Origin of the sequence: Streptomyces sp. CGMCC 4.7035 (assembly GCF_031583065.1) — a bacterium.
Lineage (GTDB): Bacteria > Actinomycetota > Actinomycetes > Streptomycetales > Streptomycetaceae > Streptomyces > Streptomyces yaanensis.
The window spans coordinates 7,311,798-7,336,838 of the sequence record NZ_CP134053.1; the positions used below are offsets into that span (position 1 = coordinate 7,311,798).

General features: G+C 70.6%; 17 protein-coding genes. 9 read left to right on the plus strand and 8 right to left on the minus strand.

The annotated features are described in order from the left end of the window. Positions 1–234: 234 nt before the first annotated feature. The 4 genes from Q2K21_RS32110 to Q2K21_RS32125 all read right to left on the minus strand — a co-directional run bounded on the left by Q2K21_RS32110 (position 235) and on the right by Q2K21_RS32125 (position 8,914). Complete coding sequence (locus tag Q2K21_RS32110) at positions 235–945, minus strand: HNH endonuclease family protein (RefSeq protein ID WP_386275910.1); 711 nt, start codon at positions 943–945, stop codon at positions 235–237. Between the two features lie 647 nt (positions 946–1,592). After that, positions 1,593–5,135 (minus strand): transcription-repair coupling factor, encoded by a 3,543-nt coding sequence (gene mfd / locus Q2K21_RS32115; RefSeq protein ID WP_310778390.1) that lies wholly within the window; start codon positions 5,133–5,135, stop codon positions 1,593–1,595. Positions 5,136–5,546: 411 nt separating this feature from the next. Continuing rightward, positions 5,547–8,129 (minus strand): ABC transporter permease, encoded by a 2,583-nt coding sequence (locus Q2K21_RS32120; protein ID WP_310778393.1) that lies wholly within the window; start codon positions 8,127–8,129, stop codon positions 5,547–5,549. Continuing rightward, entirely contained in the window at positions 8,126–8,914 is a 789-nt protein-coding gene (locus Q2K21_RS32125; protein WP_310778397.1) for an ABC transporter ATP-binding protein, read from the minus strand. Before Q2K21_RS32125 ends, Q2K21_RS32120 begins: the two co-directional genes overlap by 4 nt. Positions 8,915–9,391: 477 nt before the next feature. Here Q2K21_RS32125 and Q2K21_RS32130 point away from each other — a divergent pair, with 477 nt between their 5' ends. From Q2K21_RS32130 to Q2K21_RS32160, 7 genes are all read left to right on the plus strand, one after another. Continuing rightward, positions 9,392–10,888 carry an MFS transporter gene (locus Q2K21_RS32130; protein ID WP_310778400.1) on the plus strand — a complete coding sequence of 499 codons (1,497 nt, stop codon included), beginning with the start codon at positions 9,392–9,394 and terminating at the stop codon, positions 10,886–10,888. 21 nt (positions 10,889–10,909) lie between these two features. Continuing rightward, on the plus strand, positions 10,910–11,449 hold the full coding sequence (locus Q2K21_RS32135) for a GNAT family N-acetyltransferase (RefSeq protein ID WP_310778404.1): 540 nt from the start codon (positions 10,910–10,912) through the stop codon (positions 11,447–11,449). A 229-nt stretch (positions 11,450–11,678) separates the two neighbouring features. Then, positions 11,679–12,518: a helix-turn-helix domain-containing protein gene (locus tag Q2K21_RS32140; protein ID WP_310778406.1), complete on the plus strand. Its 840-nt coding sequence runs from the start codon at positions 11,679–11,681 to the stop codon at positions 12,516–12,518. After that, complete coding sequence (locus Q2K21_RS32145) at positions 12,490–12,795, plus strand: DUF397 domain-containing protein (protein WP_310778409.1); 306 nt, start codon at positions 12,490–12,492, stop codon at positions 12,793–12,795. Before Q2K21_RS32140 ends, Q2K21_RS32145 begins: the two co-directional genes overlap by 29 nt. 179 nt (positions 12,796–12,974) lie before the next feature. Then, complete coding sequence (locus Q2K21_RS32150; RefSeq protein ID WP_310778412.1) at positions 12,975–14,948, plus strand: ricin-type beta-trefoil lectin domain protein; 1,974 nt, start codon at positions 12,975–12,977, stop codon at positions 14,946–14,948. Between the two features lie 178 nt (positions 14,949–15,126). After that, positions 15,127–15,600, plus strand: coding sequence for a DUF485 domain-containing protein (locus Q2K21_RS32155; RefSeq protein ID WP_310778415.1), 474 nt, complete (start codon positions 15,127–15,129; stop codon positions 15,598–15,600). Beyond that, positions 15,597–17,237: a sodium/solute symporter gene (locus Q2K21_RS32160; protein WP_310778418.1), complete on the plus strand. Its 1,641-nt coding sequence runs from the start codon at positions 15,597–15,599 to the stop codon at positions 17,235–17,237. Before Q2K21_RS32155 ends, Q2K21_RS32160 begins: the two co-directional genes overlap by 4 nt. 96 nt (positions 17,238–17,333) lie before the next feature. Here Q2K21_RS32160 and Q2K21_RS32165 read toward each other — a convergent pair whose 3' ends face one another. The 3 genes from Q2K21_RS32165 to Q2K21_RS32175 all read right to left on the minus strand — a co-directional run bounded on the left by Q2K21_RS32165 (position 17,334) and on the right by Q2K21_RS32175 (position 22,030). Further along, entirely contained in the window at positions 17,334–18,218 is an 885-nt protein-coding gene (locus tag Q2K21_RS32165) for a coiled-coil domain-containing protein (protein WP_310778421.1), read from the minus strand. A gap of 276 nt (positions 18,219–18,494) precedes the next feature. Continuing rightward, positions 18,495–21,023, minus strand: a complete 2,529-nt coding sequence (locus tag Q2K21_RS32170) for an SUKH-4 family immunity protein (RefSeq protein ID WP_310778425.1) — start codon at positions 21,021–21,023, stop codon at positions 18,495–18,497. 8 nt (positions 21,024–21,031) lie between these two features. Then, positions 21,032–22,030: an SMI1/KNR4 family protein gene (locus tag Q2K21_RS32175; RefSeq protein WP_310778428.1), complete on the minus strand. Its 999-nt coding sequence runs from the start codon at positions 22,028–22,030 to the stop codon at positions 21,032–21,034. A 264-nt stretch (positions 22,031–22,294) separates the two neighbouring features. On the opposite strand from Q2K21_RS32175, the gene Q2K21_RS32180 reads away from it, so the two are divergent. Then, entirely contained in the window at positions 22,295–22,795 is a 501-nt protein-coding gene (locus tag Q2K21_RS32180; RefSeq protein WP_310778431.1) for a YwqJ-related putative deaminase, read from the plus strand. Positions 22,796–22,865: 70 nt separating this feature from the next. Further along, positions 22,866–23,360, plus strand: a complete 495-nt coding sequence (locus tag Q2K21_RS32185; protein ID WP_310778434.1) for an SUKH-3 domain-containing protein — start codon at positions 22,866–22,868, stop codon at positions 23,358–23,360. A 199-nt stretch (positions 23,361–23,559) separates the two neighbouring features. Here the strand turns inward: Q2K21_RS32185 and Q2K21_RS32190 are convergent, their stop codons facing one another. Further along, on the minus strand, positions 23,560–24,879 hold the full coding sequence (locus Q2K21_RS32190; RefSeq protein WP_310778438.1) for a sensor histidine kinase: 1,320 nt from the start codon (positions 24,877–24,879) through the stop codon (positions 23,560–23,562). Positions 24,880–25,041: the final 162 nt, after the last annotated feature.

Consider the following 25,041-nt stretch of genomic DNA (forward strand, 5'->3'; position numbering starts at 1 on the left):
TTGATCGATCCTTACCCAACCCGACCGCTATGTCGATAAACATTCCTTTGCGATTTGAAACCCTCTTTGCCATTGCATGGTTGCTCCTGCAGAGGATCACCACACCGGGCCGGCCCGGACACCGGCTGCGGGGGCCACTGAGGACGCGTCAAAGGCGGGTGGTGAAGCGGTGATGACAAAGCGGCACCGGAAACGAGGATGCGTTTCCGGTGCCGCTTTCCGTGTCGCGGTGTCTCAGCGCGCGCTGAACCGTTCCGGCGCCTTGGTCGGATTGCCACCCGAGGGAAGCGCCTGGTTCGGGCAGGCGGAGAGGACCTTCTTCATCGCGGCCTTCTCGGCGGCGGTGACCCACAGCTCGTACTTCTTCTTCACCGCGACCTGGGCGGCGACGTACGTACACCGGTAGGCGTTGTTGGGCGGCAGCCACGTCGCGGTGTCGCCGTCCCCCTTGCTGCGGTTGGTGCTCGCGTCGACGGCCAGGAGGTTCAGGGGGTCGTTGGCCAGGGCTATGCGCTTGCCGGCGTCCCAGTACTTGGCGCCCTTCTGCCAGGCGTCGGAGAGTGCGACGAGGTGGTCTATGTCCACCTTGCTACGGCCGCGCGAGAACGCGACGTCCTTGCCGGAGTACGGGTCCGGATCCAGCTCCCCCGACGCCACCTTGCACTTCCCGCGGGCGAACTTCACGTCCTTCAGGTCCCGCTTGAGTATGTCGTCGCGCGTGTCGCACCTGTTGGAGTCGGTGTCCGCCCAGGCGCTGCCGAACCTTTCCCTGCTGTACCCGGTCTTGGGTGCCCGCCCCTTCACGGTCAGCGAGTCGACCGCGGCGAGCGCGCTGCCGCCGGCCGCCGTCTGCTGAGGGGCGGAGGATCCCTTGGTCCCGGCCTTGCAGCCGCTGACGGCGACCAGCACCACGACAGCGGCGACGACCCCGCTCTTCAGACGCACCACCACGCGACGCCCCTCCCCTGGACTTCCCGCCCGCCCGTTGGCCCGGACGCCCGACGCGGACGGATATTGCCTGGCCCCACGGTAACGGCCGGGCGGTCGCGGCCCCTACGGCCCCCCGACGGGCAATCGGTGCGCGCCCGGCGCGAACAGAGCCCTGACGGAGCGTTCGGGCCCTACCGGGACGGCGTCCGGTCCGGAGCCGCCCCGGCGCACTCCGCGAGCCGTTCGGCACCTCCGTCGCGGCACGGTCCCGCAGGATGGTGGCCGCATGCCACAGCAGCTGGTGCCGGGCCAGGGGCCAGGGCAGTTCGGCGTTGGCCGCGGCCAGGGGGCGGCCCGCCGTGTCCACCGTCTCGGCCGCACGACGGGCGAGGCAGCGGGCGAGCGCGGCAGGCAAGCGCGGCCCGCGCGAGCACGGACGCAAGCGCAGCGGGCGAGCGCGGCAGGCACGCGAGCGCAGCACGCGAGCACGGACGCGAGCGCAGCACGTGCGAGCACGGCACGCGAGCGCAGCACGTGCGAGCACGGCACGCAAGCACGGCACGCGAGCGCGGACGCGCCTGCGAGCCCAGCAAGCGGTACGCCGCCCGGCTGCGGCACGTGGGGTGGTCGCCGATGGGCGCGTCCGCCCGGCGGCCTGCGCCCTACGAACCCAGGATCGACGTAAGGAACTCCCCGACCCAGCCCAGCAGTTCCCGCCCGACCAACGGCTTTCCGCCCACCTTCGCGGTCTTGGGGCGCGGCACCAGTACCTGGTGCACCGCCGGCTTGATGACCGTCCCCGGGTACAGCCGCTTGAGCCGCAGCTCCTGGGATTCACGGAGTTCCACCGGGGCGAAGCGGATGTTGTTGCCCTGGAGGACGATCTCGCCGACGCCGCACGCGCGTGCCAGCATCCGCAGGCCCGCCACCAGCAGCAGGTTCTCCACCGGCTCCGGGAGCTTGCCGTAGCGGTCGACGAGTTCCTCGCGTACGGACTTGATGTCCTCCTCCGTGTTGACGGAGGCGATCGCGCGGTAGGCCTGGAGGCGCAGTCGCTCGCCCGGCGCGTAGTCGTGCGGGACGTGCGCGTCGACCGGGAGTTCGATCTTGACCTCCAGCGGCGGCTCCTCCTCCACGCCGCCCTCCAGGGACGCGCGGTAGTCCGCGACCGCCTCGCCGACCATCCGTACGTACAGGTCGAAGCCCACGCCCGCGATGTGGCCGGACTGTTCGCCGCCGAGCAGGTTGCCCGCGCCGCGGATCTCCAGGTCCTTCATCGCCACGTACATGCCCGCGCCCATCTCCGTGTGCTGGGCGATGGTCGCCAGGCGCTCGTGGGCCGTCTCCGTGAGCGGCTTCTCCGGCGGGTACAGGAAGTACGCGTAACCCCGCTCGCGGCCACGGCCCACGCGGCCGCGGAGCTGGTGCAGCTGGGAGAGACCGAAGTTGTCGCCGCGCTCCACGATCAGCGTGTTCGCGTTCGAGATGTCGATGCCCGACTCGACGATCGTCGTGGAGACCAGGACGTCGTACTTCTTCTCCCAGAAGTCCACGACCACCTGCTCCAGCGTCTGCTCCGACATCTGGCCGTGGGCCGTGGCGATGCGCGCCTCGGGGACGATCTCGCGCAGGCGCGCCGCGGCCCGGTCGATCGACTCCACCCGGTTGTGGATGTAGAAGACCTGGCCTTCCCTCAGCAGCTCCCTGCGGATCGCCGCGCCGATCTGCTTCTCCTCGTACGGCCCGACGAACGTCAGGACCGGGTGGCGCTCCTCGGGCGGGGTGGTGATCGTGGACATCTCGCGGATGCCCGTCACCGCCATCTCCAGGGTGCGCGGGATCGGGGTCGCGGACATCGTCAGCACGTCGACGTTCGCGCGCAGCTTCTTCAGCTGTTCCTTGTGCTCGACGCCGAAGCGCTGCTCCTCGTCGACGATGACCAGGCCCAGGTCCTTGAACTTCGTCTCCGACGAGAACAGGCGGTGCGTGCCGATGACGATGTCCACCGCGCCCTCCCGAAGACCCTCCAGGACCGCCTTGGCCTCCGTGTCCGTCTGGAAGCGGGACAGTGCCTTCACGCTCACCGGGAACTGGGAGTAGCGCTCGCTGAACGTGCCGAAGTGCTGCTGCACCAGCAGCGTGGTGGGTACGAGGACCGCGACCTGCTTGCCGTCCTGGACCGCCTTGAAGGCGGCCCTGACCGCGATCTCCGTCTTGCCGTAGCCCACGTCGCCGCAGATCAGGCGGTCCATCGGGACCGTCTTCTCCATGTCCTCCTTGACCTCGGCGATCGTGGTGAGCTGGTCGGGGGTCTCCGCGTACGGGAACGCGTCCTCCAGCTCACGCTGCCACGGCGTGTCCGCGCCGAAGGCGTGGCCGGGCGCCGCCATCCGCGCGCTGTACAGCTTGATCAGGTCGGCGGCGATCTCCTTGACCGCCTTCTTCGCGCGCGCCTTGGTCTTCGTCCAGTCGGCGCCGCCCAGGCGGTGCAGCGTCGGGGCCTCGCCGCCGACGTACTTGGTGATCTGCTCCAGCTGGTCCGTGGGGATGTAGAGGCGGTCGCCGGGCTGGCCGCGCTTGGCCGGGGCGTACTCCACGACCAGGTACTCGCGGGTCGCGCCCTGGACGGTGCGCTGCACCATCTCGATGTAGCGGCCCACGCCGTGCTGCTCGTGGACGATGTAGTCGCCGGACTCCAGGGTCAGCGGGTCGATCGTCTTGCGGCGGCGGGCCGGCATACGGGTGCCGTCGCGGCCGGCCGCCTTCTGGCCGGAGAGGTCGGTCTCCGTCAGGACGGCGAGTCTGAGGGCCGGGTCCACGAAGCCGTACTCGATCGAGCCGCACGCCACGTGCACGACCGACGGGGACAGCGCCCCGAGGTCGGCGTCGAGGCGGGCCGCGATGCCCTCGCCGCCCAGCACCTCGACCGTGCGGGAGGCGGGGCCGTGGGCCTCCGTCACGAACACCGCGCGCCAGCCGTCGGCGAGCCAGCCCTTGGTGTCGGCGAGCGCCTTGGCGGTGTCGCCGCGGTAGGTCTCCGGGGCGTGCATGCCGAGCTTGAGGGTGTCCCCGTCCAGGGTCTCCAGGGCGTCCAGGTCCGCCGCGAACGGCGACACCGACCACCACATCATGTCCAGCTCGCGGGCCCGCTCCCGGACGTCCGCGATGGACCACAGCGAGGCCGCGCCGACGTCGATCGGCGCCTCGCCGCCGCCCGCCGTGGCCGCCCAGGACGCCTGGAGGAACTCCTGTGACGTGGCCACCAGGTCCGCGGCACGCGTGCGGACGCGCTCCGGGTCGCACACGACGGCCATGGAGCCCTTGGGCAGGACGTCGATCAGCAGCTCCATGTCGTCGACGAGCACCGGGGCGAGGGACTCCATGCCCTCCACCGCGATGCCCTCGGCGATCTTGCCGAGCAGTTCGCCCAGCTCGGGGTGCTCCTCGGCGAGGGCACGCGCACGCGCGCGTACGTCGTCGGTGAGCAGCAGCTCACGGCACGGGGCTGCCCACAGGCCGTGCTCGGCGACTTCGAGCGAGCGCTGGTCGGCGACCTTGAAGTACCGGATCTCCTCGACGTCGTCGCCCCAGAACTCGATGCGCAGGGGGTGTTCCTCGGTGGGCGGGAAGACGTCCAGGATGCCGCCGCGCACGGCGAACTCGCCGCGCTTCTCGACCAACTCCACACGGGAGTACGCGGCGGCGGCCAGGGCCTCCACGACCTCGTTCAGATCGGCCTGCCGGCCGGTGCGCAGGGCGACCGGCTCCAGGTCGCCGAGGCCCTTGACCTGCGGCTGGAGGACCGAGCGGATGGGCGCCACGACGACGGAGACCGGGCCGGTCTCGGGGTCGTCCGGGCTGGGATGGGCGAGCCTGCGCAGCACGGCGAGGCGGCGGCCGACGGTGTCGCTGCGGGGGCTGAGCCGCTCGTGCGGAAGGGTCTCCCACGACGGGTAGTCCACGACGCTGTCGGACGGCAGCAGGGAGCGCAGCGCGGCGGCCAGGTCCTCGGCCTCCCGTCCCGTCGCCGTCACGGCGAGTACGGGCCTGCCGGCGTCCCGGGCCAGCGCGGCCACGGCGAAGGGGCGCGCCGCCGGGGGGCCGACCAGGTCGACGTGCATCCGGTTGCCGTCGGTCGCGGCCTTCACCGCTTCCGCGAGTGCGGTGTCCTTGACGACGGCGTCGAGCAGACCGTGCAGGCTCATGAAGGGGTATCCCGTCCCGGGTGGGCAACACGAACACCCGGCCGCGAGGTTTCAGGGGCCGGGGGTGTCCAGCGTACGACGCCGGGTTCGTCGGCGCCGGGGCTGTGGACAACGTCGCGCGCTCCCTCCGGGGGCGTGCAGGGGTTTCGCCCTCGCCGCCCCTACCCTCCCCCAAGCTCTCGGCTTCGCTCGAGCAGGGGGGACCCCCACCGTCCCTGGGGGCTGCCGCCCCCAGACCCCCGCTGTCGGCCTTGACGGCCTCGTCCTCAAACTCCCCCAAGCTCTTCGAGCAGGGGGACCCCCAGACGGGCTGGATATACCGCGGCCCGGCGTCGAAGAGCTCTGCTCCCCGACGCCGGGCCGTTCCCCCGTTCCCCCGTTTCCCCGTTCCCCCGTGCTCCCCGCCGGCGGCTACTCCGTCGCGATCGCGTTCAGTACGTTCATCCGGCCCGCCCGGAACGCCGGGACCAGTGCCGCGAACAGACCCACGAACGCCGACCCGATGAACACCGCGGTGATCGTGCCCCACGGGATCTCCAGGATGTTCAGCCCCTGGAGAGCCAGCAGCTTCTGGGCGGTCGCGCCCCAGCCCATCCCGAGGCCCAGCCCCAGCAGGGCGCCGAAGAGGGCGATCACCACGGACTCCAGGCGGATCATCCGGCGCAGCTGCCGCCGCGACAGACCGATCGCGCGCATCAGGCCGATCTCCCGGGTCCGCTCCACCACCGACAGGGCCAGGGTGTTCACCACACCGAGGATCGCGACGATGATCGCCAGGGCCAGCAGGCCGTAGATCATGTTCAGCAGCTGGCCGATCTGGTCCTTCAGCGCCTGCTTGTAGTCGGTCTGGTCGCGGACGGTGTACTGCGGGTAGTCGTGCAGCGCCGACTTCAGCGCCTTGTACGCGGTCGCCTCCTGGCCGTCCTTGGCGCTGGCGAACACCAGCTGGTCCAGCGGCATCTTGTCGGCCGGGACGTACTTGGCGAGCGTGGCGATGGAGGTGTACATCGCGCCCTGGTCGATGACGACGTCGCTGCTGGTGATCGCGCGGACCGTCAGCTTCGCCGTCGTACCGTCATGGAAGTCCACCGTGACCTTGGATCCCAGGTGGATGCCGTGGTCCTTGGCGAACTCCTCGTGGACGGACATCGAGTCGGGCAGATAGGCGTCCGCGAGCTTCCCGGCGACCGTCTCGGTACGCAGGTCCGTCGCGTACGTCGGGTCGGCCGCCGTGATCGCGGCGTCCTTGAGCGGCGTCTGGCCGTCGGGCGTGGTGAAGGCGGCCTGGGCGTGCCGGTACTCGGTCACCCGCGCCAGCCCCGGCGTCGACTTCACGGCCTGGACCGCCTGCGGCGTGACCTTCTGGCCGCTGTCGCTCTGGATGATGAAGTCCGTGCCGACGGTCTTGTCCAGCTGGTCGGTGGCGGAGGCCACCATGGACGAGCCGACCACCGACAGGCACGCGACCAGCGCCAGGCCGATCATCAGGGCCGCGCCCGTGGCACCGGTGCGGCGCGGGTTGCGCAGCGCGTTGCGCTCGGCCATGCGGCCGACCGGGCCGAAGACCCGCAGCAGGACCGCGCCGAGCACACGGACCAGACCGCCGGCGAGCAGCGGGCCGATGACCACGAAGCCGATCAGGGAGAGGACCACGCCCAGACCGAGCCAGAGCGAGCCGTCCGTCGCCTTGTCCGCCGCGGCGGCCGCGAACAGGCTGCCGACGCCGGCGCCGGTGAGCAGCAGGCCGACCAGGGCCCGAATCCGGCCCGCCTTCGCGTCGGAGGGGGCACCCGCGTCGCGCAGCGCGGCCATCGGGGAGATCTTGCCGGCGCGCCGGGCGGGCAGGTAGGCGGCCAGGACGGTGACCACGACACCGAGCGCGAGCCCGGCCACCGGCGTCGTCCACGCGACCGTGAGGTCGTCGGTCGACAGGTGCATGCCGATCGAGCCCATGAATTTCATCAGGCCGACCGCGATACCGACGCCCGCGCCGACGCCCAGCACGGACCCGAAGACGCCGAGCAGCAGCGCCTCGGTCAGCACGGACCGGTTGACCTGCCGGCGGGAGGAGCCGATCGCCCGCATCAGGCCGATCTCCCGCGTCCGCTGGGCGACCAGCATCGAGAAGGTGTTGATGATCAGGAAGATGCCGACGAGGAAGGCGACCCCGGCGAAGCCGAGCATCGCGTACTTCATCACGCTGAGGAAGCCCTCGACGTCCTTCTGGTTGGCGTCGGCGGTCTCCTTGGCGGTCTGCACCTTGTAGCCGCCGCCGATCTCCGCGACCACGTTCTTCTTCAGCTGCGCGTCACTGACGCCGGAAGCCGCGATGACGTTGACGTTCGTGTAGACGCCGGTCTTCCCGACGAGGGTCTCCTGCGCCGTCTTCGTGTCCAGGTAGAAGATCGCGGCACCGGGGTTGGTGACGGTGAAGGTGGCGATGCCGGAGATCTTCGCGGTGTGCGTGCCGACCGCGCTGATCACGCCGATCTCGTCACCGAGCTTCAGGTCGTGCTTGTCGGCGGTGTCGGCGTCGACCATGACCTGGTCGGAGCCCTTCGGCGCCGCACCGGAGGTGACCTTCATGGTGCGGGCGTCGTTGCCGTTCCAGCTTCCGACGATGGTCGGCGCGCCGCTCTTGGGCGACAGGTTGTTCTTCTCGGCGTCGACGACGGTCACCGTGGTGGAGAACACGGTCCCCTCGGCCGACTTCACGCCCTGCGTCTTACGCACCTCGTCGAGCACGGAGGCGGGCATGACGGGCGGCTTGCCGTTGTCGGAGGTCGTCTCACCGGTGTCGGAAGCGCCCTTCGCGCTCACCGTCACATCGGTCGAGGTGGCCGCGAACAGCTTGTCGAAGGTCGTGTTCATCGTGTCGGTGAACACCAGGGTGCCGCACACGAACGCCACCGACAGCAGCACCGCGATCGCGGACAGCGCCATACGGCCCTTGTGCGCGAAGAAGTTGCGCAGCGAGGTTTTCAGGACGGTCATGACGTACGCCCCCGTGCGTCGAAGTCCTTCATGCGGTCAAGCACCTGATCCGCCGTCGGCTGGTGCATCTCGTCGACGATGCGGCCGTCGGCGAGGTACAGCACGCGGTCCGCGTACGAGGCGGCGACCGGGTCGTGCGTGACCATCACGATGGTCTGGCCCAGGTCGTCCACCGAGCGGCGCAGGAAGCCCAGTACCTCGGCACCCGCGCGCGAGTCGAGGTTTCCGGTCGGCTCGTCACCGAAGATGATCTCGGGGCGGGCGGCCAGGGCGCGGGCCACGGCGACGCGCTGCTGCTGGCCGCCGGAGAGCTGGGTGGGCCGGTGCTTGAGCCGCCCGGCCAGGCCGACGGTCTCCACGACCCGGTCCAGCCACTCCTTGTCCGGCTTACGGCCGGCGATGTCCATGGGCAGCGTGATGTTCTCGATCGCGTTCAGCGTCGGCAGCAGGTTGAACGCCTGGAAGATGAAGCCGATCCGGTCCCGGCGCAACTGCGTGAGCTTCTTGTCCTTCAGGCCGGTGATCTCGGTCTCGTCCAGGTAGATCTGACCGCTCGTCACGGTGTCGAGCCCGGCGAGGCAGTGCATCAGGGTGGACTTGCCGGACCCCGAGGGGCCCATGATCGCGGTGAACTGCCCCCGGGCGATGTCCACGTCGACCTCGTCGAGCGCGACGACGCGGGTCTCCCCGGCCCCGTACGCCTTGACGACCTGCCGCGCCCGCGCGGCAACGGCCGTACGCCCTCCACTGCCCCCGTGCTTGGGAATGGTCACAGCCGTTGTCACGGTAAGTCTCCTATATCGGTCGGCTATCGGTCGGCGGATGAAGCGCGTGGTACCGCGCTGCGTCGATCGGTGCTCGGTCGCTTCGTACGTCGAAGAGTCTGGTGCCGGACCGGCCCCGGCGCGCTGGTGCCGGACCCCGTCTTGCACCGGGGGAAAACCCCACCTCGACGGTTTGGTGAACCGCCCCCCAGCGGCGTAAAGCCAGGTTAAGGACTAACCCCGCCCCATCTCCTCCTCCGCCGGTACGAACCCTCCCCGAGCCCTGGTACGGAGATACCCCTAGGGGATGTCCACCGTCGGGTGGACGCCTTCTCGGGGTCGGCTCCACCCTGTGGCCCACTCAGTTGTCCACCCTGCCGTCGCGTAAGGGTCAAGACGAAAGGCGTGTAAGCGCGTACGGCACCTGCGGACGATAGATGCAGTGGGAAACTGTCGGACGGCAGCGAGCACAAGCGAGCCCCAGGGGAAGGAAACCAGGTGGGCGACACCAGACCCGCGATACGCGACGCCGTACAGCGCACCGGAACCCGCAGGCGGGGCGCGGTCGTCGCCGCCCTGATGCTCTCGATGGCGCTGGCGGCACTCGACTCCACCATCGTCTCCACGGCGATCCCGCAGATCGTCGGCGACCTCGGCGGCTTCTCCGTCTTCTCCTGGCTCTTCTCCGGCTATCTGCTGGCCGTCACGGTCACCCTCCCCGTCTACGGCAAGCTCTCCGACACCTTCGGCCGCAAGCCGGTGCTGATCGCGGGCGCGTCCGTCTTCCTGCTCGGCTCCCTCCTGTGCGCCCTCGCCTGGAACATGGGCGCGCTGATCGCCTTCCGCATCGTGCAGGGCCTGGGCGGCGGCGCCCTCCAGGGCACGGTCCAGACGCTCGCCGCCGACCTCTACCCCCTCGAAGAACGCCCGAAGATCCAGTCCAAGCTGTCCACGGTGTGGGCGGTGTCGGCGGTCGCGGGCCCGGCCCTGGGCGGCGTCCTCGCGGCCTACGCCGACTGGCGCTGGATCTTCCTGGTCAATCTGCCGATCGGCGCCATCGCCCTGTGGCTGGTCGTCCGCCACCTCCACGAACCCGACCGCGACCCCATCAGCCCCCGCCCGCGCATCGACTGGGCAGGCGCGCTGGCGGTGTTCGCGTGCGGCGGCGTCCTGCTCACCGCCCTGGTGCAGGGCGGGGTCGCCTGGCCCTGGCTGTCGGCGCCCTCACTCGCCCTGTTCGGTACGGGACTCGCGCTGGTCGCGGTCGTGGTGGCGGTCGAGCGCCGGGCAGCGGAGCCGATCATCCCCGGGTGGGTATGGCGCCGCCGTACGATCGCCGCGGTCAACCTCGCGCTCGGCGCGCTGGGCCTGCTGATGGTGGCGCCGACGGTCTTCCTTCCCACGTACGCGCAGTCGGTCCTCGGACTGGCCCCCGTCGCCGCCGGATTCGTCCTCTCCGTATGGACGTTGAGCTGGCCGGTGTCGGCGGCGCTCAGCCAGCACGTCTACCGCCGGATCGGCTTCCGTGACACGGCCATGCTCGGCATCGGCGCGGCGGCGCTGATCCTGCTGGCGTTCCCGTTCCTGCCGTACCCGGGCGAGGCGTGGCAGCCGGCCCTGCTGATGGGGTTGCTGGGCGGCGCGTTGGGCCTCTTCCAGCTTCCACTCATCGTCGGCGTGCAGTCGACGGTGGGCTGGGCGGAACGCGGTACGACGACCGCGTCCGTCCTCTTCTGCCGCCAGACCGGCCAGACCATCGGCGCGTCCGTCTTCGGCGCGATCGCCAACGGCGTACTGGCCGCACGCCTGGGCGGCGCGGGCGACCTGGACTCGGTCGCACGGGACCTGGACACGGGCACCGCCCCGGAGGCGACGCGCCGGGCGGTCGCGGACGCGGTGCACGCGGTGTACATGGGCGCTTCGTGCGCGGCGGCGCTGGCGTTCCTCGTCCTGCTGTTCGTGGCCCCGCGCCAATTTCCGGTTCTCAAGGACTGAGCCGCCCCTATCCTGTGGCGCATGGTGAAGCTGGAGCGGCTCCGGGCCGACCACGCGGATGTCCTGCTGGCCTTCGAGCGGGAGAACCGGGAGTACTTCGCACGCTCCATATCCGATCGCGGGGACGCGTACTTCGCCCAGTTCGCCGCCATCCACCGGGCCCGGCTCGCCGAGCAGGACGCCGGCGTGTGCCACTTCCATGTCGTCCTGGACGAGCGGGGAGAACTGATCGGCCGGATCAACCTCGTCGACGTCGAGGACGGATCCGCCGAGCTCGGCTACCGCGTCGGCGAACGGGCCGCGGGCCGGGGCGTGGCGACGGCCGCGGTGGCGGAGGTGTGCCGGGTGGCCGCCGCGACGTACGGGCTCACGACTCTCATCGCGGTCACCACGTGTGACAACGTGGCGTCCCGGACCGTCCTCGAACGCAACGGGTTCACCCACGTCGAGGACATCACCCTCGTCGGCCGCCCCGGCGTCCGCTACCGACGCCCGCTCGTCATTTCTTCTCCCGGCACCGGTGACACCGGCACGGCGGAAACCGCCCCGCCAGGTCGATAGGCGCGTCCTTGCGCGAGGGCAGGTACGTCACCTTCGGGCCCCAGGTCCGCCCGCTGTCCCGCGAGACCCGCAGCGTGATGTACGCGCCGATGAGGCCGTCTTCCTTGTCTTCCACCGCAACGCCCTTCACTTTCTGTGCTGATGCATGCACAGAGTGACGCCACCGCCGCTACGCTCGGAAGATAGCTGAGCGTGACAAAGGGGTCCGCACGAGGGGTGGTTGGCCGGCGTGGCTATCGAGGACAACCCGCGTACGCGGGAGCAGTACGGGCAGGAGCTTAAGCGGAGGCGGGAGGCGGCCGGGCTCACGCAGGAGGAGCTGAGCCAACGTGTCGTGATGTCGCGCACGCACATCGCCCACATCGAGGCCGGGCGGAGGAGGCCGGATGTGGAGGATGCACGGCGGCTGGATCACGTGCTGGGGAGCGGCGAGTTCTTCGAGCGGTTCCTGCCCGTACTGGACGGGCGGAAGGTGGCGGAACACTTCAAGGGGGCACTGGAGTTCGAGGACAAGGCCACGGAAATTCGGGTGTACGCCCCCAAGTTGGTGCCGGGGATCCTACAGACCCCTGCGTACGCACGCGAGGTACTCAGCTCCGGTTCCTCACCCAAGAGCACCGAGGAACGTGACAACCTTCTCGCCACGCGCCTGGAACGCGCCCGCATCCTCGACAATTCCCATTCCCCGGTGGTGTGGGCGCTATTCGATGAGGCGGTACTGCGGCGCCCCATCGGCAGTCCAGCCGTGATGTGCGAACAGCTCCGTCACATCGTGAACCTGGGAGAAAGTCACCGCATCCGCGTGCACGTCCTTCCTTTCTCGGTCGGCTACCACGCCCTACTGGAGGGCTTCGTCTCGCTCATGTGGTTCGAGGACCTCCCGCCCATCGCTTACGTGGAAGGCTTGAAGTCAGGCCGGATCTGGGAACTCCCGTCCGTGGTTCGCGATTGCCAGGTGGCCTACGATCACGCTTTGGGCGACGCACTGTCGCACCGGGAGTCCCTGGCGCTGTTCAAGTCAGTCGCGGAGGAGTACGAGCATGAAGCGCAACGAGCACAGCATTCCTGACGCCTCAGTTCTGAGCTCTTGGCGCAAGTCCACGTACAGCGGCGGTGACAGCGGCGACTGCCTGGAGGTCACCGACCCCACCACGTACACGGCGTGGCGTAAGTCCACGTACAGCGGCGGCAGCAGCGGCGAATGCCTCGAAGTGAACGACACCGCCTTCCCCCACCACATCCCCGTCCGCGACAGCAAAACCCCCACCGGCCCCGCCCTCCTCTTCTCCGCCCAGGCATGGTCGGCCTTCCTCGCCACCCTCGCCGGAGCCGACCAGGGCCGGTAAAACCCCGAACGCCACCCGGGCCCGGGCCGTCACGCACCCGCGTGAGGACCGGGCCCGAGCCGTCAACTCCCACTCTTGTCACACCCGTTGACTTCCCCCTCCCACGGCTCTACCTTCGGCGCCGCATCACGTTCGGTTCACCGACCCTTGTTCGACATATCGCACAAGCAAGGAGCCGCATGTTTCCCCCACCCCCACCGCGCCCGCGCAGCCTCAGCCTCCTCCGGCGATGCAGAGCCGCAGCCATCCGCACTCTCACCCTCGCCCTGACCGCGACGGCCGCCCTCCTGTTCGTCCAGCCCGGAGCTGCCCAGGCCGCGACGACCCGCCAGATATCCGTTCCCACGGCCCCCATGGGCTGGGCCTCCTGGAACAGCTTCGCCGCGAAGATCGACTACAGCGTCATCAAGAAGCAGGTCGACGCGTTCGTCGCGGCGGGCCTTCCGGCCGCCGGATACCAGTACGTCAACATCGACGAGGGCTGGTGGCAGGGCACCCGTGACAGCGCGGGCAACCTCACCGTCGACGAGACCGAGTGGCCCGGCGGTATGAGCGCCATCGCCGACTACATCCACAGCAAGGGGCTCAAGGCCGGCATCTACACCGACGCCGGCAAGAACGGCTGCGGTTACTACTTCCCGACCGGCCGTCCCGCCGCCCCCAACACCGGCAGCGAGGGCCACTACGACCAGGACATGCTCCAGTTCTCGAAGTGGGGCTTCGACTTTGTGAAGGTCGACTGGTGCGGTGGGGACGTGGAAGGGCTGGACGCGGCCACCACCTACCAGTCCATCAGTGACGCCGTCGCCAAGGCCACCGCCACCACCGGTCGCCCGCTCACCCTCTCCCTCTGCAACTGGGGCAAGCAGAACCCCTGGAACTGGGCTCCGGGCCAGGCCCCCATGTGGCGGACCAGCACCGACATCATCTACTACGGCAACTCGCCGTCGCAGACGAACATGCTGTCGAACTTCGACCAGGCCCTGCACCCCACGGCCCAGCACACGGGCTACTACAACGACCCCGACATGCTCATGGTCGGGATGTCCGGTTTCACCGCCGCGCAGAACCGTACCCACATGGCCCTGTGGGCGATCTCCGGTGCACCGCTGCTGGCCGGCAACGACCTGACGACGATGACGTCCGAGACCGCGGGCATCCTCACCAACCCCGAGGTCATCGCCGTCGACCAGGACGCGCGCGGGCTCCAGGGCGTCAAGGTCGCCGAGGACACCACCGGGCTCCAGGTGTACGGCAAGGTGCTGTCCGGCACCGGCAACCGGGCGGTCGTCCTGCTCAACCGCACCTCCTCCACGCAGAACATCACCGTGCGCTGGTCCGACCTGGGCCTGACCGGCGCCAACGCGACCGTCCGTGACCTGTGGTCGCGGACGACCGTCGGCACGTACGGCACGGGCTACACCGCCAACGTCCCGGCCGGCGGGTCGGTGATGCTCACGGTCACCGGGGGCACCGAGGCGGCGAGCAGCACGTACACCGGTACGTCGAGCTTCACCGGCGTGGTGGCCGGGACCACCGGCCTGAAGGTCGTCGACGTCGCCTACACCAACACGGCCTCCACGGCCCGCACGGCGACCCTCAAGGTCAACGGCCAGACGGCGACGACGGTCTCCTTCCCGCCGACGGGCTCCTCGCAGGGCACCGTCTCCGTCCAGGTCGCCCTGTCCAAGGGCTCGGCGAACACGCTCGCCTTCACCGGCGCCCCCACCCTCGCTGACATCACGGTCCGCCCGTTGCCGGGCGCGGGCGGCAGCCTCCTCGTCGGCAAACAGTCCGGCCGCTGCGCCGACATCTACAACAACACGATCACCAACGGCACCCAGGCGGAACTCTGGGACTGCAACGGCGGCCAGAACCAGTCCTGGACGTACACCTCCCGCAAGGAACTCGTGGTGTACGGCAACAAGTGCCTGGACGCCTACAACCTCGGTACGGCCAATGGCACGAAGGTCGTCATCTGGGACTGCAACGGCCAGGCCAACCAGAAGTGGAACGTCAACGCCGACGGCACGATCACCAACGTCAACGCGGGCCTGTGTCTGGACGCGTACGGCGCGGCCACGTCCAACGGCACGAACCTCGTCCTGTGGTCCTGCAACGGCGGCGACAACCAGAAGTGGACGGTGACGTGAGGTGACGGGAGGCCTGATGTGACCGCGGGTAACGACACAGGTTGGTGAAGGTAAGCGCATACCGACCGCTCAGTTTGGCGAAAGGCTCGCGCCACCCCGTACTCGCGAGTAGCGTGCGTCCGCCCCCCGCTCCCTGCGGTCCGCCGCCACGGACCCGAGCCATGCAAGGAGAAACGGGATGTCCGACGCGTTCATGCCGCGACACTCGTCACCGGAGTACTCACCACCGCACCACTCAGCACCGCACCACCCTTCACCGCACCACCCGTCAACGTCGTATCCGACGTACCCCTGGCAGCCGCCGCCGGCCCAACCGGTCCGGCGGCGGCAGCCACCCCGCCCGCCGCTCGGGAACCACAGCGACCTGCGGATCCTGCGCACCGCCTACCGCCTCCAGCGGCGCGTGGCCACCCTCACCGCGCTCGGCTACTTCACGCTCTTCCTCCTCATGTCCGCGTTCGCGCCGTCCTTCATGACCCGCACGGTCTCCGGCGGCCTGAGCATGGGGCTGCTGCTCGGCCTGCTCCAGGTCCCCGTCACCTGCCTGGCGATCGGCCTGTACGAGTACACGGCACGCCACACCGTCGACCCGATCGCCGACCGCCTCCGCAGACAGGCCACGACGGACGCCAGGCGGGAGGCCACCCGATGACCACGACGACCGCCACCGCCTCCATCACCAGCTTCAGCAGTTCCTCCGCCCAGGCCATGTCGCTCGTGGCGTTCACCACCGTCGCCACGATCACGCTCCTGCTGTGCGTGATGACCGGACCCGACGGCGACGACCTCGACGAGTTCTACACGGGCTACGGCTCCCTGTCCCCGATGCGCAACGGACTGGCCATCGCCGGCGACTACATCTCCGCCGCGACCGTGCTCGGCACCGGCGGGATCATCGCGCTCACCGGATACGACGGCGTCGTCCTCGCGCTGAGCACGGTCCTGTCCCTGATGCTGCTGATGTTCCTGCTGGCCGAACCGCTGCGCAACGCGGGCCGGTTCACCATGGGCGACGTGCTGGCGCGCCGGATGCCGGGGCGGGCGGTGCGCATCACCGCGTGCACCGCGACCATCGCCGCGCTGCTGCCGATGATGCTCGTCCAGCTCGCGGGAACCGGTGATCTGCTGGCGTTCATCCTCGGCTTCACCAGCGACTCGCTGAAGACCGGCTGCATCATCGGCCTCGGCGTCCTGATGATCAGCTACGCGGCGATCGGCGGCATGAAGGGCACCGCCCTCATCCAGATCCTGAAGATCGTGATGCTGCTGGGCTCCGGGCTGGCCGTCGCCGCACTGATCCTGCACCGCTTCGGCTGGGACCCGGGTGCGCTGTTCGCGGCCGCCGCGAAGAACAGCGGGGCGGGTCCCTCGTTCCTGCACTCGGGCCTGGAGTTCGCGGGCGGCCCCGCACCCCGGCTCGACATGATCAGTTCGGAGCTGACGGTGGTGCTCGGCGGCGCCTGTCTGCCCCACGTCACCATGCGGATGTACACGGCGAACAGCGCCCGGCAAGTGCGCCGCTCGCTGTCCTGGGCGGTGCCGTCGGTGGCCCTGTTCGTGCCGGTGATCACCGTGGTCGGGTTCGGCGCGACGGCCCTGATCGGGCGCGCCACCGTCGCGGCGGCCGACCCACAGGGCAACACGGCCTATCTGCTGGGCTCGCGGGCGGCGTTCGGGGCGGAGGTGTCGACCGCGGAGGCGCTGCTGTTCACCACGGTGACGACGGCAATCTTCCTGACCCTGCTGGCCTCCGTCGCCGGCATGATCCTCGCCTGTGCCAACTCCCTCGCCCACGACGTGTTCGCCGCCCATCTGCGGGACGTGCCGCCGCGCCGCGAGATGACCCTGGCACGCCTGTCGGCGCTGGCGGTGGGCGTCCCGGCGATCCTGCTCGCCACCCTCGTGCAGCACCACAGCCTGCAGCCCCTGGTGACGCTCTCCTTCTGCATCGGCGCGTCCGCGATCGCGCCGGCCCTGGTGTACGGCCTCTTCTGGCGCCGCTACACCCGAGCCGGCCTGCTGTGCACGCTGATCGGCGGCACGGTGACGGTCCTCGTCCTGATGACCGGCACGAACCTGGTCTCCGGCTCCCCCGCCGCGGCCTTCCCGAACGCCGACTTCAACTGGTTCCCGTTCACCACCACCGGTCTCGTCTCCATCCCGCTGGGCTTCGCCTACGGCTGGCTGGGCACCCTCGCCTCCGGCCGCCGGAAGGCCGCGGAGCAGCGCCGCCAGTACGAGGCGGTGGAGGGGTGGATCCTGGCGGGAGCGGTACGGAGGAACGGCTGAGGGGCGGATGGCCCAGGCCTCGGACCGGGTTCGCCCCCGCTTAGCCGCGGGGGCGGGGCGGGCGCGGCAGGCTCGGGGCGCGGCAGGCGTCGGCGGTTACTCCGCCGGGGCCCGGCCCGTCAGGGTGGCGAGGCTGTGGCGTACGTGGTCCATCTGGGCCTGCACGCGGTCCCATGTCTCACCGTGCTCCCGCAGCACCCGTTCCGTCTCGCGGGCGACGCGGTCCTCCCGCACCCGCGCCTCGGCGATCAACTCGGCGGCGCGCGCCTGGGAGTCCCGCTCGACCTGCCGGGCCGACTCCTCGGCCTCGGCCAGCGCCCGCTTCGCCTCCGACAGGGCGGCCTCCGCGAGCGCCACCCGCTCCGCCTCCCACGCGTCCACTCCCGCCGCCCGTTCGGCCGTCGCACGCTCCTCGCGCGCCCAGCGATCGGCATGCTCCCTGCCCTGCTCGGCGAGCAGGGCCTCGGTACGCTGCCGCACCTCGCGCAGCGCGGCCAGCGCCTCCCCGCGCCCCTCCTTGACCTCGCGCCGCGCCTCGATCCGTACGTCGTCGGCCTCGGCCCGGGCCGCCAGCAGCCAGGTACGGACGCGCTCTTCGGCCTCGCCGCGCACCTCGTCCGCGTACGCCTGCGCGGCCTCCCGCACACACCGCCCGGCCTCCTCCGCCCCGGCGAGGACGCGCTCGGCCTCCTGTCGCGCCTCCTCCCGCGCGGCCACAGCCTCCTCCTGCGCGAGGCGGAACACCTGTCGCGCCCGTTCGCCGAGTGCCTCGTACGTCTGCGGAGGCAGCTGCGCCAGCGTCTCGCGCAGCCGCACCAGATCGGCCTCCATCTCCCTGGCCAGCACGGTCAGCCGGGCGGCCCGCTCCCAGGCGGCGTCGCGGTCCTGCGATAGCTCCGCGATGCAGGTGTCGACCTGGGCGGGACGGTAACCGCGCCGCACGGACACGAAGCCGTGCGGCGACTCCGATGCGCTGCTCATCGTGGGACCCCTCTCGCCTGACCCAGACTAACGGATGATTTCGCGCACATCTTGATGGATCAGACGGAAGTGTTCATAACACGACACTCCGCGCATAACAACGGATGAATCCCGACGCAAAGCCGCATACGCCATGACACATACAAAAGGGACGAATCGGGTCATACGACAGTCGTACGACCAGATCCGGCCCTTGATGAGACGTCAGACATGCCAGAAACGCCAGGAATGCCAGAAACGCCAGACACGCATCCTCGGCGGCACTTCAGGACGGCGTCAAAGCAACCCGTCCCACATCTGCTCCAGCAGCACCGACCACCAGCTGTCCGGCGAACCGAGCGCCGCCGGATCGAGCGAGGCGAGCTGCGCCTGGAAGTCGACGGTCCAGCGGCCCGCCTGCTCCTGGTTGAGCCCGTAGCGCAGCCTCCACATCCGACCCAGCAGCGCCAGGCACCGCACGAACTCGGGCAGCCCCGTGTTCACGAACTGCGGCGGTACGGAAGCACCGCCCCGCCCCGCCTCCACAGGCACCGCGACGATGTTCGCCGTGCCGTACTGCACGCAGATCGCCTTGCCGAAGTCACTGCCCATGACCAGGTACGAGCCCGCGTCCGCGGACGGCTGCACCCCGCGCTCCTGCGCCAGTTCGGCCAGCGTCGGCACCGGACGGCCCGGCTGCGCCTGCGCCCAGAAGAACGGACCCATGTCCAGGGGCAGTCCGGCCACCACCAAGGTGTGCGCCACGATCGGCGGCACACCCTGCCGGTCCACCGCGGCCTGCTCGAACCGGAAGATCCCCGGCCCGAAGGCACCGGCCAGTTCCTGCGCGACGGCATCCGGCGGAATCGGCGGCGCCGGCTGCACCGGCGGCAGCGGCGCACGCACCGGAGCCGGACGCGCCGGACCGTCCGCCACCTGGTGCAACTCGCCCTGGTGCGCCAGCAGTTGCCGCATACCATCCTGACGCGAGGCATGGTCGGTGCCGTACGGGGCGATGCTCGTGATCCGCGCCTGCGGCCAGTTCTCCCGGATCATCCGCGCGCAGTAGGCGCCCGGCAGCTCGCACGACTCCAACTCCGTGTGCAGCTCCAGCACCTGGTCCGGCGGCACGTTCATGGCCCGCAGCTCGTGGAAGATCTGCCACTCCGGGTGCGGGGTGCCCGGCGCCGAACGCCGGATCAGCTGCTGCTCGGAACCGTCCTGCGCGCGGTAGCGCAGCACGGCCTGGTAACCGGGGCCGACCGTCGGCTGACCGGACGGCGGATAACCGTACGACGGCTGCCCGCCAGGCACCGGCTGCCCGGGCATCGGCTGCGGCTGCATCGGCTGCCCCGGCTGCGCAGCGCCGGGCGCCATGCCCGGGGCGCCCGGGGGCGGCGGGGGCGGGCCGGGAACACCGGGTGCGCCAGGAACACCGGGTGCGCCAGGAACACCCGGCGGCTGCGGCACGCCAGGCCCGCCGACGGGCGGACCCGCGAGCATCGTGGCCGCGTGATGCACACCACCCGGCGTGTTCGGCACACCGGGAGCCCCCGGAGCCTGAGGAGCATGGGGCGGATTCGGCGCACCCGGCGGCTGAGGCCCACCCGGAACCTGCGACGCACCAGGCGGCTGAGGCGCCCCCTGAACCTGCGACGCACCCGGAACGCGCGGCGCACCCGGAACCTGAGGAGCCCCCGAAACCTGAGGAGCGCCCGGACCCGCCGCGCCCTCGGGCCCGTCCGGACCGATCTGCGGGACGAGCTGCGTAGGCACGTAGCCGCCCGCCGCGGGACCCTGAGCACCCGGTGCGGGCGGCGGGGGCACGGCACCCGGCAGCCCACCCGGAGTACCGGGAACACCCGGCGGATGGGGCACCCCACCACCGCGCGCCCCCCGCGGAGGCGCCGCCTTGCTGGTCGCGGCGTCGGCGATGTCCTCGGCGTTCGGCGCGAGCCGCCGCCCGGACACGGCCGAACCGGCCGGAGGCTGCGGCGGGTTGGGAGCACCGGGGACCCTAGGCACACCCGACGAAGGCACACCGGAACCACCCGCGGGACCCTGCGGATAACCGTACGAAGGAGCGCCAGGAGGCGGAGTCCCCGGCACCCCCGAAACCGGCGCCACACCCGGAACCCTCGGCGCACCCGGCGGCGCGGACGCGGGCGGCCGCGTACCGTCCTCGTCGGCATCGCTCAGCGGCGGCGCGAACACCGTCACCGGCAGCGGCACCGAACCCTCCTCGCCCGGATCCGCGTTAGTGTCGGTACCCGCCCACGGCGTCGCCCCGTCGGGCACACCCGGCACCGCGTCCCGCACCTCGTCGCCGCCCCCGGCGGCAGGCCACGACGTACCCGAGACCGAACCCTCACCCCCCGGAAGGCCCACAGCGGCCGGCGCGGCAGGCGCGGCAGGCCCGGCAGACGGCTCCCCGTCCCGCCGCCGATCCTCAATGCCGATCTTGTCCGCCGCCTCCTGGAGCCACTCAGGCGGCGTCAACAGGAACGACGTCTGGTTCAGATCCACCCGGGCCGAAGGCGCCGAAGGCGCCTGCGGCACCGCGTCCTTCACCCCGTACTCCTCCTCATACCGGCGGATGACCTCACCCACCGGCAACCCGGGCCACAGCGTCGCCTCACCACTGTCACGGGCGATCACGAGCCGCTGCGCGCCGCCGTCCGAGCGCGGCCCCTCGGCCCGGTCCTCCCCCCACACCACGAACCCGAGCTCGAACTCCCGCACCCGCACCTCACGGTGCTGGTACGCCGGCACATCCCCGTTGATCCACTCTTCCGCGCGCTCCTGCGCCTGCGCGAACGTCACCATCGCCGAACTCACTCCCCCGCCGCAGACGCCGGCGACACGGGCACCGCACGCGCGAACCCGCCGTCCACCATCAGATTCGCCACCGTCTCCAACTCCGGCGGATCCCCCGCGAGTCGCGACAGGAACCGGTCGAAGTCCTCACCGCACGGCAGCAACAGCCGCCCCACACGCTCCGCGGGCGGCCACGACGCATCGACATCCCGCGCGTCGTCGTACGCACAGAACCAGACCGACCCGATCCCGTCGCCCTTCACCTTCACGGCCAGCAGACCACCCTGCACGAAACCGACGCCCAGATAGTCCTTCGTCAGATGGTCACGCAGACACTTGTTCACATACACAAGGTCATTGACCGCCGCCTCGTCCCGCACCGTGAAGAACGGCTGGTCAATCAGCAACCCCAACGCCGCGTCGAGCGCCGCACCCACCGGCGCGCAACCACCCGCCGCCTTCAAGAACGACCGGTACGCACCCGGCAGCCGATACCCCAGGTCCTCCTCGACCTGCTGCACCTGCTGCTCCGTCACCGCCACCGACGCCTTCGGCAGACCGAAGTGCACCGGACGCGTCTCCTGCAACGGCCGCGTCCCCCGCTTGTTCTGATCGACACGCGCCGTCGCCAGCCCACCGTGATGCCTGAGCAGCGCCTTCACCTCGACCGGAATCAACTCCAGCCGACGCGTCCCCCGAACGTGGTGCCACGTCCAGCCGTGCGGCGTCGCCACCGCCGAAATCGTGTCCCACAGATCGTGCCCGGACGCCGCCAGCGCCGCGTTCGCCGACACATAGTCCGTCAGCCGCAACTCGTCCACGCCGAAACCCTCCGGCGGGTCCGCGATCTCCGCGGCCGCACGGGCGTACGGCGAGAAGTCGGGGTAGCCGTGCTCGTCAACCCGTACCCCTCTCGGGTGACGGGCCGCCCGCACCGGATCCGGAAAGTGCACGACCTGCCCGGCGTAGGCCGCGTTCGGCGGCGCGGCTTGCTGCCCGAGCCGACCTGTCGTCATGACGGTTGCCCCCTGCGGCGTTCTGTCTGGCCTGTACGGCGCTGTCGATCGCGAATGTCGACAGCCTATGCGGTACGACGACACCGGTCACCGGGCCACCAGTTGCCCACGGCCACCGGTCCGGGCCGACGTGACCAGCCGTCACCCCGCCGTGACCGTACGCCGAAGAACGGGCGTGTCGGACCGCCCCAGCTACCGCAGCGGCCTCGGCATTTGGCAATCTAATGTCCCACCGGGGGGATGCAAGGGAGGGGAAAGACGATCATGAACGCGACACAAACAGGCACGTCCGGGGACCCACGCATCGGCTGGAGCAGCGCCGACGCGACCACCGCCCCCACCCTCCGCCACCGCCGCGACGGCATACTCCCCACCGTCGCCGCCGCCCTCTCCGTCCGCGGCGCCACCCTCACCGGCACCGCCGCCCGCGGCGACCAGCCACCCGTCCTGCACCCACTCGTCCAGGACTTCCTCGACACCCTCACCAGCGGCCAACGCGACCGCTTCACGGGACGCTGCGCCGAGGCCATCCTCATCTCCCGCCACATCACCGCCGCCGACGCCGCCCGCAGCAAACGCGCCGCCCGCAAACCCATGACCAACGGCGAAGCCCGCAAAACCCTCAAACAGGCCAAACTCACCGCCCGCCGCATCCGCGAGGACGGCGACCCCCTCCACGGCAGCTTCGCCGCCCCCTGCCGCGCCTGCACCGCACTCAGCGACCACTTCGGCGTACACATCGTCGACTCCACGGCGCACAACTGACTCCCCCCACCCCCGCACACCGCACGACGGCGCACACGCCGGTCCATGGCACTCGACGAACGAAGGGCAGATGCACGCCGACCGCTCCTCCTCCACACGCTTCTCCGTACCCGTCGACGCCGCACTGCGCGCCGCGGGCTGGCAACCGGGCCGCTGGAACATAAAGCAGGCGGAAGTCTGGGCCGACACCCTGCGCTCCCACGCATCCCCGGCAGGCCACCGGCACGCGGTCTTCCCCGCGGCCGTCGAGGCATGGGCGGAATTCGGCGGCCTGCACATCACCGCCCAAGGCCCCGGCCGCCAACTCGCCCCCGCGACCCTCGACCTCAACCCCCTCCACGGCCTCCACATGGCCCGCACCCTCGGCGACCTCGGCCGCGCCCTCGACACCGAGGTCTGCCCCCTCGGCGAGGAATCCGACAACCGCTCCCTGCTCGCCATCGACACCGAGGGCCGCGTCTACGCCCTCGACCACACCGGCGACTGGTACCTCGGCCCGGACATCGACCACGGCCTCACCACACTGCTGACGGGAACCCACCCCGTACGACTGACGGCGGGCTGAAAGGCAGACCCGTTCAAACGGCCCCGGCCGGAATCACAGGCCCCGTCAAACGGCCCCGGCCGGAATCACAGGCCCCGTCGGACAGCCCCGGCCGGAACCACGGGACCGTTCAGACAGCCGAAGCCGCCCCGGCCGGAACCACGGGCCCGTTCAGACAGCCGCCCCGGCCGGAACCACGGTCCCGCTCAGACGGACTCGATCAGACCGCCCCGGCCGGAATCACCGCCGACACCCGGAACCCACCCGCATCCGTCGGCCCCGACACGAACACGCCCCCCAGCGCGCTCACCCGCTCCTTCATCCCCAGCAGGCCATTGCCCCCACTCGGCAGCCGCGCCGCCTGAGCCGAACCCGGCTCGGGCGGCGGCTCGTTCTCCACCTGCATCGCGATCTCCGCGCTACGGTGCGCGAGCCGGACATGCGTCCTGGCACCCGCCGCATGCTTGTGGACGTTGGTCAGCGCCTCCTGCACCACGCGATACGCGGTCTGCTCCACCTCGGACGCGTACGACCGCACCTCCCCCTCCACGGACAGCTTCACGACCATCCCGGCCGCCGCCGACTGCCCCACCAACTCCTCCAGCTCGGCAAGACACGGACCGTCCAACGACTCGTCGACCGCCCGCGACGCCGCCGCGGCGGCCGCCGCACCCACGGCGGCAAGCGGCACGGAAGCAGCCGCGGAACGCCCCACGAACCCCTCCCCCGTGCGCAGCACACCCAGCATCTCCCGCAACTCGGTCAGCGCCTGCCGGCCCATGTCCCCCACCAGCGCGGCGTTCTTCACCGCCTTCTCGGGGTCCTTCCTCGCCACAGCCTGAAGAGCCGCCGCATGCACGACCATCAGGCTCACCCGATGCGCGACGACATCATGCATCTCCCGGGCGATCCGGGTCCGCTCCTCGTTCCGCGCCCACTCGGCCCGCTCCTCCGCCCGCTCCGCGAGCAGCATCAGCTCCCGCTCCAGCGAATCCGCCCGCTCCCGCAGGCTCTCCATCAGCCGCCGCCGGGCACCGACATACAGCCCCAGCAGCACGGGAGGAGCGGTCATACCAAGAGCCGTGGTGACGGACAGAAACGGGATGAAGCCGCCGGCGATCGCCAGATCCCCCCGGACCATCCCCTGATGCGCCCGCACGTACGTCACGATGAACATCCCGACGAACGACATCCCCGCGAGCGCGCCGATGATCCGCCGGGGCAGCTCCGACGCGGCGAGGGTGTACAGCCCGACGATGCCCATCAAAAAGCCCATCTGGGCCGGAGTGACGGCGATGCTCACCAGGACGACCGCGATCGGCCACCGCCGCCGCAACAGCAGCGTGACCCCCGCGAACAGACCGAACACCATCCCCACGGGGACGGGCAGCCCGGCATCCCGTGAGAACTGGATCCCCTCCACCGCACACTCCACGGCGGACACCGCCGCGAGCGAGATGTCGAGCAGGGCACTACGCCACCGCACCCACCACCAGGGCCCGCCCCCGGCCCCCGTGTGGTCTTCCCCCGTCGTGGTCATGGCTCCAGCCTACGGGCGGGGGGTGGGGGTTTTCCGGTGAGTTTCCACGGCTCGGTCACACCACAGTCCGTAACCAAGCAGAAGCGAAATCGACCGAAATCCCTCGAACTGCTGAACCACACACTGTTCGACCCCGGAGGTCAACATTCCGCCCGGACGGTA